General features: G+C 39.0%; 10 protein-coding genes, 1 riboswitch and 1 other annotated feature. Of the genes, 8 read left to right on the top strand and 2 right to left on the bottom strand.

Annotation, left to right across the window (positions count from 1 at the left end; all coding sequences use genetic code 11):
- Positions 1–259 precede the first annotated feature (259 nt).
- Together QME45_03810 and metG are read right to left on the bottom strand one after the other, a co-directional pair.
- Positions 260–1,030, bottom strand: coding sequence for a TatD family hydrolase (locus tag QME45_03810; GenBank protein ID MDI6617790.1), 771 nt, complete (start codon positions 1,028–1,030; stop codon positions 260–262).
- Positions 1,031–1,132: 102 nt separating this feature from the next.
- Positions 1,133–3,094 carry a methionine--tRNA ligase gene (gene metG / locus QME45_03805; GenBank protein ID MDI6617789.1) on the bottom strand — a complete coding sequence of 654 codons (1,962 nt, stop codon included), beginning with the start codon at positions 3,092–3,094 and terminating at the stop codon, positions 1,133–1,135.
- Positions 3,095–3,260: 166 nt separating this feature from the next.
- Positions 3,261–3,497: a binding site (T-box leader), on the bottom strand.
- Between the two features lie 418 nt (positions 3,498–3,915).
- Here metG and trpS point away from each other — a divergent pair.
- The 8 genes from trpS (at position 3,916) to QME45_03765 (ending at position 15,550) form a co-directional block, all read left to right on the top strand.
- Positions 3,916–4,917 (top strand): tryptophan--tRNA ligase, encoded by a 1,002-nt coding sequence (gene trpS / locus QME45_03800; GenBank protein MDI6617788.1) that lies wholly within the window; start codon positions 3,916–3,918, stop codon positions 4,915–4,917.
- Positions 4,918–5,024: 107 nt separating this feature from the next.
- Complete coding sequence (locus QME45_03795) at positions 5,025–5,441, top strand: EamA family transporter (GenBank protein MDI6617787.1); 417 nt, start codon at positions 5,025–5,027, stop codon at positions 5,439–5,441.
- 93 nt (positions 5,442–5,534) lie between these two features.
- Positions 5,535–5,695: riboswitch (M-box (ykoK) riboswitch) on the top strand.
- 534 nt (positions 5,696–6,229) lie between these two features.
- Entirely contained in the window at positions 6,230–8,788 is a 2,559-nt protein-coding gene (gene mgtA / locus QME45_03790) for a magnesium-translocating P-type ATPase (protein MDI6617786.1), read from the top strand.
- A 502-nt stretch (positions 8,789–9,290) separates the two neighbouring features.
- Entirely contained in the window at positions 9,291–10,037 is a 747-nt protein-coding gene (gene lgt / locus QME45_03785) for a prolipoprotein diacylglyceryl transferase (protein MDI6617785.1), read from the top strand.
- Positions 10,038–10,177: 140 nt separating this feature from the next.
- The gene (locus QME45_03780) at positions 10,178–11,194 is read left to right on the top strand and encodes a LacI family DNA-binding transcriptional regulator (GenBank protein ID MDI6617784.1); all 1,017 of its coding nucleotides are present in this window, start codon (positions 10,178–10,180) and stop codon (positions 11,192–11,194) included.
- Between the two features lie 100 nt (positions 11,195–11,294).
- Complete coding sequence (locus tag QME45_03775; GenBank protein ID MDI6617783.1) at positions 11,295–13,061, top strand: ABC transporter ATP-binding protein; 1,767 nt, start codon at positions 11,295–11,297, stop codon at positions 13,059–13,061.
- Positions 13,058–14,785, top strand: a complete 1,728-nt coding sequence (locus QME45_03770; GenBank protein MDI6617782.1) for an ABC transporter ATP-binding protein — start codon at positions 13,058–13,060, stop codon at positions 14,783–14,785. The genes QME45_03775 and QME45_03770 overlap by 4 nt, the downstream gene beginning before the upstream one ends.
- A 135-nt stretch (positions 14,786–14,920) precedes the next feature.
- Entirely contained in the window at positions 14,921–15,550 is a 630-nt protein-coding gene (locus QME45_03765) for a hydrolase (protein MDI6617781.1), read from the top strand.
- The last annotated feature ends 42 nt before the right edge of the window (positions 15,551–15,592 follow it).

Genomic DNA, 15,592 nt, shown 5'->3' with positions numbered 1-15,592 from the left:
AGGATTCTTATGCGGCAGCAGTCCAAGAACTTATCAAAACTCTCATAATGCTCATTCGTTGCTCAAAATAACATAATCCTATTTATGACCGATTTCATATTACGAATTGAAGAAAGTATATATATGTATATGTGAATAATATTATTTCAATTACTAAATTGTAAATCTTAAGAAGCCCGTAAACTTGTTCAAGACAAAATAAAACTGTGCCATCCTGAAACAACGTTGTCGTTTGGAATGGCACAGAATGGAAGTATAACTAATCTGCGATATTGAATAAATTCTTCGCATTTTCACAGGTCTGTTTTATAAAATAATCTCTTTCAATATTTAAAACCTGGCACGCTTTTTGTATAACATAATATAAATTTCTCGAATCATTCCTTTCTCCGCGCTTTGGCACCGGAGCAAGGTAAGGGCAGTCAGTTTCAATCAGTATTTTATCTGCGGGAATACTCTTAAGGACCTCGATACTTTTTTTTGCATTTTTGAATGTGATAACGCCGTTAAAGCCAAGATAAAAGCCATGTTTTATATAAGCCTCTGCCATTTGAGCGCTCCCTGAATAGCAGTGCAGCACTCCTCTTAGGCCATGATGCATATACTTGCTTATAATCCCAAAAGTATCCGCATGAGCATCCCGGTCATGGACTATAACGGGCAGATTGAGCTCTAAAGCAAGTTTTATCTGCTCTTCAAACACTTTCCTCTGCGTATCCCTTTCAATATCTTTATAATAATAATCCAGCCCGATTTCGCCTATTGCAGAAACTTTTTTATTCTTGCAGAGGCTCTTTAAAATACCTGTCGTATCTTCATTGAACTCATTTGCATCTTCGGGATGCACCCCGACTGCAGCATATATAAATCGATATCTGTTTGCGAGTTCAACAGACGCCTTGGAAGACTCAATATTGCACCCTGCATTCATCACATAACCTATCCCGCTTTTTGCAACTTCATCCAATACCCTTTCTCTGTCTTCATCGAACGCTTCGTCATCATAATGAGCATGCGAATCAAAAATCATATGATGCTCTCCCTTTCGTTAATATACTTAAAACGGGTGCATCATAAGATTATTTGAAAAATGCTCTCCAAATATCTTATAATGCTCCATACTAACCCTGATCTACCTTATGGAAGAACCCGACGGAAGATCGCTATCAACAGTCACAAGGGATAGTTTGTCGCCTGATTCGGCTGCGAGTATCATTCCCTGTGAAAGTTCACCTTTTAGTGTTATCGGTTTTAAGTTTGCAACAAATACAACCATCTTTCCTATAAGCTCTTCGGGAGTAAAATATTTCGCGATTCCGGATACGATTTGCCTCGTTTCGCTGCCTGATTCAACCTGGAGTTTTAAAAGTTTTCTGGAACCCTCGATTTTTTCACAGGAAATTATCTTGCCTGCTTTTAAATCGATTTTTGCAAAATCGTCTATAGTTATTTCACTCTTTGCCGTCTCCTCAGGTTTTTTATCATCCTTCACTGCTGTAGTATTCTGCGCAGCTGCTTTTATCTGCTCTTCCCTGACTTTTTCAAGTTCTATAAGCTTTTTGTCTATATCAATCCTTGGAAACAAAACCCCGCCTTTTTTAACTTTAGTGCCCGGTTTTATTTTGCCAAAATTTTTAATACTGTCCCATGTAGCCAGATCGCCGGTTATTCCAAGCTGTTTGTTTATCTTTGGTGCAGTGGATGGCAAAAAAGAGCATATAAGAACCGATATGATCCTTATAACTTCGCATAGATTATATATAACCGATGCGAGAATACTCTTTTTTGATTCATCCTTTGCAAGGGCCCAGGGTTGAGTTTCATCAATATACTTATTTGCACGCCCTATAAGCCTCCATATTTCATCGAGGGCATCGCTTATCTTCAAATCATCCATCAGTTTCTCCACATCTCTGGAAGTCTCCTCCGCCTGTTTTATTAAATCGGCGTCCAGCCTTCCCTCCGAGGATGGTTTTGGAATAGTACCGTCAAAATATTTTTCAACCATCGTAACTGTCCTTGACACAAGATTTCCCAAATCATTTGAAAGGTCGGAATTTAATTTTTTTATAAAAATCTCGTTGTTGAACAAACCATCGGAGCCAAAGGGTATTTCCCTCAAAAGATAGTACCTTACAGAATCCACGCCGAAGTTGTTAACAAGCACCACCGGGTCAACCACATTGCCCTTGGATTTTGACATCTTTCCTCCATCAACTAAAAGCCAGCCATGACCAAAGACCTTCTTTGGAATGGGAAGGTTAAGAGCCATCAGCATAATTGGCCAGATAATCGTATGAAACCTTATGATGTCTTTTCCAACAAGCTGTACATCGGCAGGCCAGTACTTCTTGAATAATGAATCATCCTCCTGCAGGTAACCAAGTGCTGTCAAATAGTTTGACAGCGCATCCACCCATACATAGACAATATGCTTTCTGTCAAACGTAACAGGAATACCCCATGAAAAAGATGTTCTCGAGACGCACAGATCGTCAAGCCCTGGTTTTAAAAAGTTGTTTATCATCTCATTCTTACGTGATTCCGGCTGTATAAAATCGGGATGTTCTTCGATGTATTTTATCAGCCTATCCTGATATTTGGAAAGTTTAAAAAAGTATGCTTCTTCCTTTTCGTATTCCACAGGTCTTCCGCAATCAGGGCATTTGCCGCCTACCGCCTGGGTTTCTGTCCAGAAAGCTTCGCATGGCGTACAGTATAACCCTTCATAGTATCCTTTATATATATCACCCTGTTTATATAATTTTTCAAAAATTTTCTGTACGGTCTTTTCATGGTATGAATCGGTCGTCCTTATAAATTTATCGTAAGATATATTCATAAGTTTCCATAAATCCTTAATTCCAGCTACAATGTGGTCAACATATTTCTTGGGGGTAACTCCCTTTTCTTTAGCTATCCTCTCAATTTTTTGTCCATGTTCATCCGTTCCTGTAAGGAACATTACATCATAACCCGTAAGTCTTTTGAATCTTGCAAGCGCATCTGCTGCAACCGTAGTATAAGTGTTCCCTATATGGAGCTTATCGCTCGGATAATATATAGGTGTTGTTATATAATACGTTTTTGCCATTGCCATCCTTCCTCCTTAATAACTCTCAAATTTGCAATATAAAATATGCATTTTTTTAAACGCTTCATTCGCCGGATTGCGAACTTACATTAACGGATACACTAAAAATTTGCTTAATACATAAAGTGTATCCTAAATAAAATAAAAAAAACTCGCACCTTCCATATGAAGGGGCGAGTCATACGCGCTACCACCCTATTTTTTTAATGCCTTGCGGCATTAAACTTTGTAGGTGACTACCATCACCTTGCAATTTTAACGGATGCATCCGTCACAGGCTACTTAAAAGTTCACCTGTGCGATTCAGAGACCATCTTGAGCAACAACTACCGTACCGGCTTTCACCTGACCCGGCTCTCTAAAACAGCGCCCTGTTGCCTACTCTTCTCATCAAAATCTTTAACATTAAACAAATTTTACAGCAAGATATTTTTTTTGTCAACCGCAAATTTTTAGAAAAACTTCAATTCGTAATTTGAAATCAGGAATAAATAGGATTATGTTATTTTGAGCAACGAATGAGCATTATGAAAGTTTTGATAAGTTCTTGGCTTTGCTGTCGCGAAGAATCCCATAGAGCTTTTGAGTGTCTGAGTGAAACGAGTTTCAAAAGCTCTTGGATTCTTAAGGCTGCTGGCCTTAGAACTTACAAAACTTGAATCTGCCGAATGAGTGTTCAAAATAACATAAACTCATATTACGAATCGAAGTACAAATTATGATTATTGTTGAATAGCTTAACCTATAAAGGTATAATAAAATAAATTGATAAATATGAAAAAAATATTCATTATATATGATGTACTAACAGGAGGAAGAAAATGAGCGAAGAAAAAAAGGTTATATTCAGCGGCATACAGCCGTCCGGTGATCTTACGGTTGGAAATTACTTAGGGGCGCTTAAAAATTTTGTAAAGCTTCAGGATCAACAATATGAATGTTATTATTGCATAGCGAATCTGCATGCTATAACAGTGCGGCAGGAGCCGAAAAAACTGAGGGAAAAGACTTTAGAGGTTTTGGCATTGTATCTTGCTGCAGGATTGGACCCTGAAAAAAATATTTTATTTATACAGTCGCATGTTCCTGCACATTCGGAATGTGCATGGATTTTGAATTGTTTTACCTATATGGGTGAATTGAGCCGTATGACGCAGTTTAAGGACAAAGCTGCAAAGCATGCCGATAACATAAATGCAGGATTGTTTGCATATCCTGTACTTATGGCGGCGGATATATTGCTTTATCAGACGGACCTTGTGCCCGTAGGGATTGATCAGAGACAGCATTTAGAGCTTGCAAGAAATATTGCCCAGAGGTTTAACAGCGTCTACAGCCCGACATTTAAGGTGCCTGAAGCGTATTTCGGGGGAGAAGGCGCGAAGATAATGAGTCTTCAGGATCCTCAAAAAAAGATGTCTAAATCCGATGAAAATGAGAATGCGTATATATTGATGCTGGATTCACCTGATGTTATAAGGAGAAAGATACAAAGGGCTGTTACGGATAATCTCGGTGTCGTAAGATATAGCGATGATCAGCCCGGCATAAAAAACCTTATATCGATATATTCGACGATAAATAATATATCGCCGAAAGAGGTTGAAGAAAAATATCAGGGGGAGGGATATGCAAGGTTCAAACAGGATGTGGCGGACTCGATAATAGCTGAGCTTGAACCTATACAAAAAAGGTGCAACGAGTATCTGTCAAACAAAGACTATCTGCAGCAGGTTTACAGAAGTGGTGCGGAAAAGGCTGCAAGGGTCGCATATAAGACGCTTCGCAAGATGCAAAAAAAGGTAGGCTTTATACCTGCGTAGCATCTAAATAAATTCATGCTTTTTATAAATAGTAATGTTAAAAGTTCCATAATGTTTGAAATATGCGGTATTATGTATTTAAAATCAAGTATGGAGGTTTTGAAAATATGTGGAAGCTATTTGCAATACTATCGGCCTTATTTGCCGCTTTGACCTCGATTCTTGCCAAAATAGGTATAAAAGGGGTTGATTCTAACCTTGCCACAGCCATTCGTACAATCGTAATTGTATTTTTAGCATGGGGTATTGTATTCTTGGGTGGCTCACAGTATGGTATTAAAGATTTAACTAAACAAAATTGGACATTTTTAATTCTATCAGGTATAGCAACGGGTTTATCATGGCTGTTTTACTATAAGGCAATATCGATCGGTCAAGTATCTCAAGTTGCACCGATTGATAAGTCAAGTATAGTCCTTACGCTAATCCTGTCATTCATCATTTTGGGTGAACGATTTACCGTGAAAACTTTAGTTGCCGGCGTACTTATTACAGCAGGAACATTTGTAATGCTTTGGAAATAGATCGCATTTTGCACGCATCGATAATATACAAAATTTTTGCCAGAAATGTTGACATTTATGGATGTTGAGCATAAAATAATAATGTAAAAAGTAAATAGACCTCGGTAGGTGAGGTTACTACAGGGATACGGGTTGCTGCCGTAAAAAAGTGGAAACATTTTTAACTGGTGAGCAGGTTTTACCGATCAGATAAGGTTTAACTTAATGCAACTACAGCGCCTTGCAGAGCCAAAACTTGGACGAGAAAGTGTTGCGTATAATACCTTCGTTATGTTCAAGTTTAACGAGGGTATTTTTATTTTCCAAATCACAGGGGGTGGATAGAATGGAGTCTGGTGGTAGTACGGACAGTGGAGGAAAACGTATATATGGAGAAAACGGAATAGTTGCTATACCATACTCTATTCTTATTTGATAAGAGTTTCCCATTCTATTTTCTCTTTTGTATACTTTTCTTAATATTTTTTACGCTGTCCTCTTGTTGGGATAGTTTATAAATTAATCTTTAGATAAAGCTTGAAAATAATAATTGATTTTAAATGGTTAAAAGGTGCATTTATCGGCCTGTGGTTTCTTATTGCCTTTTTGCCATTTGTAAGTTACTGCCTTTTATTGAAAATTTATTTTATAAAATATGGAGGTGAAAGGTTATGGATGATGGGCCTGCCGGTAGAAAATACGGAAATTTAATAAAAGCAGAATCAAAAATAATAGTATTTGTTATTCAGAAAGTGGAGGCATCTTCCATACTTTCACTTCCTGAATAGCAATACCGGGGAGGTATTGTTATGGTATTGATGAGATTGATGGATTCAATTGACAACCGCATTGTCGAACCTATACTAAAAAAGTTTGACACTTCTCTTAGAGGGCTTAGTGATGAAGAAGCGGAAGAGAGAATAGAAAAATACGGATATAACGAGGTTGGAGAAGAAGTAAGGAAATCACTGCTTCAAAAACTTATTGAAAATTTTAAAAACCCATTGGTTGTTTTGCTGGGTGTGCTTGCGGCAATATCATATATTACCGGAGATACAAGGGCTGCAGTAGTGATGATTGTAATGGTCGCAATGGGAGTAGCGCTGAAATTCATACAGGAAATAAAAGCGGATAAATCCGCCGAAGAGCTAAAATCCATGGTAAGCACTACCGCCAGTGTCATAAGAGACGGGATGCAAAGGGAAATACCCTTGAAAATGCTCGTCCCGGGGGATATTATACATTTGGCCTCGGGTGATATGATCCCGGCAGATTTGCAGCTTATTACTTCAAAGGATTTGTTCGTGAACCAATCGGCGCTTACCGGCGAATCGCTGCCGGTAGAGAAAAATATTTTACAGGGTACATGGAAAAACGATCTTGAAAACCCCAATCTTTGCTTTATGGGCACTAATGTAGAAACTGGAACTGCTATTGCTGTTGTATTGAGTACCGGAGGAAAAACCTGTTTTGGCAAGTTAAGCAGTAAAGTTGCCGGTGAAAGGCCGATGACAGGTTTTGACAAGGGTATAAGCCAATACACATGGCTTATGATAAAGCTCATATTTATTATGGCACCCATGGTATTCCTGATTAATGGGTTGACTAAGGGGAACTGGTTCGAGGCGTTTTTATTTGGAATCGCCGTAGCAGTGGGGCTAACTCCCGAAATGCTTCCCATGATCGTCACGGTTAATCTCTCGAAGGGCGCCCTGTCGATGTCAAAGAAAAAGGTAATAGTCAAGAAACTAAATGCGATACAGAACTTTGGAGCGATGGATATCCTCTGCACGGACAAAACCGGCACTATAACCTGCGGCAAGGTTGTACTTGAAAAATATTTGAATGTATATGGCGATAACTCGGAAAGGGTTTTGAAGTATGGATATATCAATAGCTTTTATCAGACAGGTTTAAAAAATGTCACGGATACCGCCATCCTTGAGCATAGAAACGATGGAGAAGATTATTTTAATATCGAACAAAAATATAGGAAGATAGACGAAATTCCGTTTGATTTTATGCGGAAGAGAATGTCCGTTGTTGTAGAAAACAGGAGAATGGAGCACGTTCTTATTTGCAAGGGCGCTGTAGAGGAAATGCTGAGTTTATGCAATAAGTATGAGACAAAGGAAGGCACTGAAGATTTTGAGGGTGCGATGACTGACAGGATATACGGCATGATAAGGGAGTTAAATGCTGAAGGCTTCAGGGTAATCGCAGTGGCATACAGGATATTTGATAATAATAGAAACGAATATTCAATATCCGATGAAAAGCAATTGACGCTCCTTGGCTTTTTGGCTTTCCTCGATCCACCCAAGAAAACATCGGCGGATGCTATTGCAAAGCTTCATAAGCATAATGTCGATGTTAAAATCCTTACAGGAGACAATGATATTGTGACTAAAAAGATCTGTGAGGAGGTTAATCTGTCTGTTGATAAAATACTTCTTGGCAGCGACATAGATGCGATGACTGATGAGGAATTGAGCAAAGCGGCAGAAAAAGCATCGGTCTTTGCCAAGCTTTCACCTATGCATAAGGAAAGAATAATAAAGGCCCTGCAGAATAAAAATCATGTGGTAGGTTTCATGGGGGACGGAATAAACGATGCGCCGGCGCTTAAAGCGGCCGATGTGGGGATTTCAGTCGACACAGCAGTTGATATTGCAAAGGAATCATCGGATATAATTCTTCTTGAAAATAATTTGCTTGTGCTGGAACAGGGAATACTGGAAGGAAGAAGAGTATTCGGCAATATAGTCAAATATATCAAAATGACTGCGAGTTCAAACTTCGGGAATATGTTCAGCGTTGTAGGGGCAAGTATATTCGTACCTTTTTTGCCGATGATGCCTATTCAAATTTTGACCAATAATCTTTTATATGATATATCACAGACTTCGATACCTGCGGATTCGGTAGATGAAGAGTGGCTTGACAGACCGAGGAAATGGGCGGTGGGAGAGATAAAAAGATTTATTATAATGATCGGGCCCATTAGTTCAATATTTGATTATATTACTTATTTCCTGATGCTTCATGTGTTCAAAGCATGGAATAATCCGGCGTTATTTCAGACTGGATGGTTTGTAGAGTCGCTGTTTACGCAGACATTGATCATCCATGTCATAAGGACAAATAAAATTCCGTTTATACAGAGCAGGGCAAGCAAACCGGTTATGATGACTTCGATTTTAATCGTATGCTTCGGAGCCTTTTTAAGCAATTCGCCGTTAGGAGCAGCTTTCGGATTTGTAAAACTTCCCGGTTTATACTGGGGTTTCCTGGCGCTGATCCTGATTGGCTATGTGACGCTGACCCAGATAATAAAGGCATGGTATGTCAAAAAATATGGGATATGACCCGGGAATACCGGACCGGGTGCATATTCTATATTTGAAGAATATTATGGAAAGAGCAATTAGCAGAAAGTCTTTAGAGTCTGTTAACGCATGTTCAGGATTAGCAGAATCAATGTTTGAACTTAAGTGAGTTTTGATTTTGCCCTGAACAAGTTTACAGACTCTATATACTTAGAGCTTAGCGATTGGAATAATATTCTTCAAATAATTTATATATGAGCTGCCGGGCCGACCCATTTTTTGGTACGGGGGGTCGGGCTTTTCTATAACTGCAATTCGTAATTTGAAATATGGCATAAATAGGATTATGTTATTTTGAGCAACGAATGAGTACTCAAAATAACATAGAGCTCATATTACGAATCGAAGTTTCTGTGATGAATTCATTTACATTATTTGTGCTATAATATTATAAATAAATCTTTACTATGTTATATATCTGGCGGCAGGTGGATTTTACAGAATGTTTAGCCTGCCGATAAGGAAGGTGGACGATAGAAAAATGAATCCGGTTGCGTTCAGTATTTTAGGGCTGGAAATAAGATGGTATGGAATTTTAATCGCTTCAGGCATGCTGCTCGGCATATTGATTGCCAAATATACATGCAGCGCAAGGGGTGTCGATTACGATGTTTTTTTGAATGCGATACTCATTGCAATACCTGTCGGAGTCGTAGGCGCAAGACTTTATTATGTTTTGTTCAGGATAGGAGATTATATAAATAATCCTCTGGAGATATTCAACATAAGAGGCGGAGGACTTGCAATCCATGGAGGGGTTATTTTCGGCGTGATATCTGCGTTTATTTATGCAAGATATAAAAAGTTGAATTTTCTACATCTTGCGGATGTGGCCGCGCCGTCGCTGATATTGGCCCAGGCCATGGGAAGATGGGGGAATTTTTTCAATCAGGAGGCTCATGGCGGAGCCGTTTCCTACGATTTTATAAAACATTTTCCCGGATTCATACAAAGGGGCATGTACATCGATGGGGCCTATTACCAGCCGACATTTTTATATGAATCCATGTGGGATATCTTTACATTTATTATATTGATGATTATTGCCAAAAGAAATAAAAAAAAGGGAATCGTCTTTTTTACATATCTGGGCCTGTATTCCATCGGAAGATTTTTCGTAGAGGGTTTAAGAACAGACAGCCTTATGCTCGGGCCTTTCCGGATCGCACAGGTAATGAGCCTTCTGGGCATTATACTCTGGATCGTTTTTTTGCTCTTGACGCGATAGAGTAAAAATATTACTATATTAATAGATGGTTTATACGTATAAATAATACATCGTATTTTAGTTGTAAATGAAATTTGATGTGCTTATGTGCTGCACAAATCGCTTTACATGTCGGCGGCATATAATAAAGAGGTGGTAAATTGAATAAGCATAAGTGTGCGTCAAGCAGGGATGTGGCAAAAGAGGCCGGCGTATCCCAGGCAACAGTTTCATACGTTTTAAATAATGTAGAAGGCATCAGCATAAAGCCCAAAACGAGGGAGGCAGTGCTTAATGCTGCGCGCAAGCTTAATTATCACCCGAATCTGATAGCAAAGAGCATGAGGCTTAAAAAGTCGATGTCTATAGGCATAGTCACCGATAAAGATGTTTCCAATTATTTCTTTATGAATATTCTTGAGGGTATAAAAGATGCTCTCGTTCACAGAAATTATACGATGACATTCTGCTTTAACAAGTATCTGGATTTAGAAGAGGACGATTATGTAAAATATTATAATTCGAACAGGATAGATGGCATCATTTTTACCCAGTCAAAGCTCACCGATATGCAGATATCGTATCTTTTGGAGAATAACATTCCCTTCGTCGTGATAAATACAAATGCAAGAAACGAAGTCGTGCACCTTGTAAAGACCGACATGGAAGACGCCATAGGACATACTATAGGGTGCTTTGCAGACAGTGGAATAAAAGATATAGCCTATATAGGTACAAATGCAAAAGATTCAGGGAACAGAAGATACCAGGGATATATAAAGGGACTGGAAAAATGCGGCTTGAAACTCGACGAAAATATAGTATATAAGGTTGGGGGCGGTAAAGAAGAAACAGAAAAATTGATGGATGCTTATTTCCCTGATTGCAAGGCTTTTCCTGCTGCCGTTATATGCGATCATTCGGATATAGGTTTTTACATGCTAAGGCATGCTGTCAGAAAGGGTGTTCGTGTTCCGAATGACATGACTGTTGTATCTATAGGCACTTCGCCGTTTTTCGAATATTCACAGCCTGCCATGTCGGCTATCGAGGCGCCTTTATATGATATGGGTTATAAAGGATGCAGCATGCTGTTTGATATAATGGATGGCAATAGTGATATGCTGGATGATGTCGTGGTTTTACAATGGAAGCTTGTAAGAAGGGAGTCTTTTTAGGTGAATCTGTTTTTTAATCTTCAGCTTTATAACTGGAGATAGAGAAATCAAAGATTCTTTTATTTTGCCAAATAATTTATACGTATAAGTAGGTGGTTAAATGATTAAAAAATGGATAGTCGATGAGTTTATAAAGAAAAATATAATACAATATATCCTCGGCATAATTGCCGTTATTACATCAAGCCTGCTGGCATTGACAATTCCCAAAGTTTTAGGATATATAATAGATTTTTTAAGAAATAAATCCGCAAGCCAGTCCAAAATTGCCTGGGTAACTCTTGGCATGCTTGGAATCTCGGCGGCATTATTTATATCAAAATTTTTGATGAGATATTTTATAATGGGAAAGGCAAGGGATCTTGAGTGCTTTTTAAGGGCAAAGCTTTTTGAACATCTTCAGAAAATGCCTCCAAAATTCTTTAATCAGAGGAAAACCGGAGATCTTATGGCATATGCGACAAATGATTTAACTGCCATAAGGCAGGCCTTTGCCTTTGGGCTTGTATTTCTGATAGATGGGATAATCATAAATCTTACTTCATTTTTCGTTATGGTTAAGACGATAGACCCGATTCTTACATTGATATCCATGGGGCCTGTCCTGACAGCTCTTGTTTTAATCATTAAACTCAGGAAAAAGATGAGGCAAAGATTTACCGAGGTTCAAAGATCCTTTGCCAGAATGTCTGATAAAATAGAGGAGAACATATCCGGCATAAGGGTGATAAAGGCATATGTACAGGAGAATCAGGAAATAGACAAAATAAATGATGAATGCAAGCACAGGATGGATGTCCAGCTAAGTTACGTGAGGCTTTCAGGTTTACTGGGCCCTGTCGTGCAGATTTGCTTCGGGATAAGCTTTGCACTGGTGCTTATTATGGGAAGCAGATTTGTGAGGATGAACAGGATATCGCTTGGCGATTTTGTCGCATTCAACACGTATCTTACACTTTTAATGGGACCTGTTTCAAACGTCGGAAAGATAGTTGAAGTATGGCAGAAAGCCGCTGCATCCATGAAAAGGTTGGATGATATTTTTGTTATAAAGTCGGATATAAACGATGATGAAGCGAATTTCAAGAGTGATACGTTAAAAGGTGAAATAAAAATCAAAGACTTCAGCTTTTCATATCCAGGCAGCAGGAAAAGGGCTTTAAAAGATATAAATATTCATGTCAAGCCGGGCCAGACCCTTGCAATAGTAGGAAGGACGGGAAGCGGGAAATCAACTCTTGTGAATTTACTGCTCAGGCTGTTTAAAGTGGACAGAGGCCACATATTTATAGATGGTGCAGACATAAACGATATACCTCTTTCAACATTAAGGGAAAATATAGGATATGTCCCTCAGGATAATTTTTTGTTTTCAGCCGCTATAGATGATAATATAAGCTTCTTTAGAGAAAATGCGTATAAACGATCAGAGATTGAGGACGCGGCAAAGATGTCTGATGTCTATGACAATATAATGAGCTTTCCCGAAGCTTTTAACACCATTGTGGGAGAAAGGGGAGCCACACTTTCGGGCGGCCAGAAACAAAGGGTTTCGATTGCCCGGGCAATAATAAAAATGCCTTCTATTTTGATACTTGACGACAGTCTTTCAGCAGTCGATACAAAAACTGAAGAGGTTATACTTACAAACATAAAAGAAATATTGAAAGGAAGAACGGGCATTATAATATCCCACAGGATTTCAGCCATAAAGAACGCCGATATCATCATATTCATGGAGAATGGCATGATAGCAGAAAGAGGAACCCATCAGGAGCTTTTGGATCTTAAAGGAAGATATTACAAGCTTTATCGCGCACAGATGGCTGAGAAAAATATCAAGCAGATGGAGGAAGCTGCTATATGAGAAATAAAAAATTCATAAGGCTGTTTTCATATTTTAAACCGTATATGGGTTTGCTTTTTTTAAGCCTTTTCCTGGCTTTTTTAATAAATCTTGCGGATCTTGCAAGCCCGTATATTACTAAAGTTATTATCGATGATTATATTTCCTTAAAAAAGCCGGTCGTAAACATCGTGCTGCTGGGGCTTTTATACTTGGCGGCAGCATTGTCAGGAGGGGTTTTTAACTATATACAGGCATACCTTTTAAATTTTTTAGGGCAAAGGATAATACTCGATATAAGGATGGAACTGTTTTCGCACGTGCAGAAGATGGCACTGTCTTTTTTTGATAAAAACTCGTCGGGCAGAATACTTACCAGAATAACAAACGATGTGGAAGTGCTCAATGATTTTTATTCAGGTGTAATAGTGTCTCTGTTCAAGGATATATTGATGCTTATAGGTATCATCGTGGTGATGCTGGATATGAATGTAAAATTGACGCTTTTGAGCATGAGCGTGATACCTATAATTATAATCGTGACATTTTTATACAAAAACAAGGCAAGAAGGAATTTTATGAGGATAAGGAGGCTGATTGCCAGCATAAACGGCTTTCTGGCCGAAAATATATACGGCATGAGGCTTGTGCAGATATTTAACCGGCAGAAGGAAAAATACAGGGAGTTTGAGAAGCTGAACAACGAATACAACAGGGCCAGCATTTTCGAGATGAAGCTTATGGCGCTGTTCAAACCGGCTTCAGAGCTTATAAACTCTCTTGCAATCTGCATACTTATATGGTATTGTATTCCCGGAATATTTAATTCGAAGATAGAGATAGGAGTTTTATATGCCTTCGTAACTTATGCAAAAAAGTTTTTTGCCCCCATAAGCGATCTTGCCGATATGTACAATACTATCGTATCTGCAGGAGTTGCAGCCGAGAGGGTGTTTGAACTCATGGACGATACCGGCGACGTTGAGGATATGGATAAAGGGACTAAAATATCCCGCATACGCGGTGAGATCGAGTTTAGGCATGTTTGGTTTTCATACGATAACAAGAACTGGGTGCTAAAGGATATAAACTTCAAAGTAAATAAGGGTGAGACCGTGGCCTTTGTAGGTGCTACAGGCTCTGGCAAGTCCACTATTATAAATCTCATAGGAAGGTTTTATGAGATACAAAAAGGGGAAATACTTTTAGATGGCGTGAATATAAAGGATATCAGGCTTAAAGATTTGAGGCGTGCAATTGCCGTAGTCATGCAGGATGTATTTATATTTTCAGGCGATATAAAAAACAATATAAGGCTCGATAATAAGCATATAACCGACGAACAGGTCGTCAATGCGGCTAAATATTCCAATGCTTATGATTTTATAAAAAACCTGCCGGGGAAATTCAATGAATTGGTTATGGAGAGGGGATGCACGCTTTCGTCTGGGCAGAGGCAGCTTTTGTCCTTTGCAAGAGCCATAGCATTTAAACCATCCATACTTGTGCTTGATGAAGCCACGGCGAATATTGATACCGAGACGGAAAGGTATATACAAAAATCTTTATACAAGATATCAAGGAACCGTACTACTATTATTATCGCTCACAGGCTTTCCACCATTAAGAACGCCGATAAGATCATAGTGATCAATAAGGGACGTATAAAAGAGATGGGAAAGCATGAAGAACTTTTGAGGCTTGGCGGAATATACAAAAATCTGTATGATATGCAGGCCGTATAGTTTGGCGGATGATGTATTAAAATCGGCGCCACTTTTTTAACACATAGCCGGAGGATAAAAAGTAAATATGTACAGGTGGTGTGAATTTTGAGCAGCAAATTTATTCCAGAAGTCAAGGGAACATTGAGAAGCCATATGATAGAAATGCCGTCGTGCATAAGGGAGGCAAGCGGCATAAAAATATTTGGGAAGCGTATAAAATCGATAGTGTTTTCTACAGATGTAGCCATTATTAGAAATATTAACGCAGACGCCGTTATTGCCGTATATCCTTTTACACCGCAGCCCATTATCACCCATGCTCTCATAATGGCATCGGATGTGCCGGTGTTCAGCGGTGTGGGAGGCGGGCTGACCATGGGCAAAAGGGTAGTGAACCTTGCGCTCGATGCCGAGTTTCAGGGCGCGATAGGCGTGGTTCTGAACGCACCTACGTCAAATGAGGTATTGAGAGAGGTAAGGGACACTATCGATATACCTGTCGTCCTGACTGTTGTATCCGAAAAGGAAGACTTTAAGGCGAGGATTGAATCAGGAGCCACGATATTCAACGTATCAGGCGGTAAAAATACTGCAGGGATCGTAAAGAAGATAAGGTCGGAATACCCCGATTTGCCGATTATGGCAACAGGAGGGCCGGATGAAAATACCATACTTGAGACGATAAGGGCGGGGGCCAATGCGATAACATATACACCGCCTTCAAACGGCGATATTTTTTGTGAAGTCATGGAAAAATACAGGCATACATTTAAAGATGAGTAAAAGTGATTTGTAAGGTGAAGTTAAATAAACAAAGGAGGGAAA

It is taken from the genome of Clostridiales bacterium, from assembly GCA_030016385.1.
In the GTDB taxonomy this organism is placed as follows: domain Bacteria; phylum Bacillota; class Clostridia; order Clostridiales; family Oxobacteraceae; genus JASEJN01.
The sequence above is the reverse complement of the archived record's forward strand: the minus strand, read 5'-3'. Positions and strand labels throughout refer to the sequence as shown.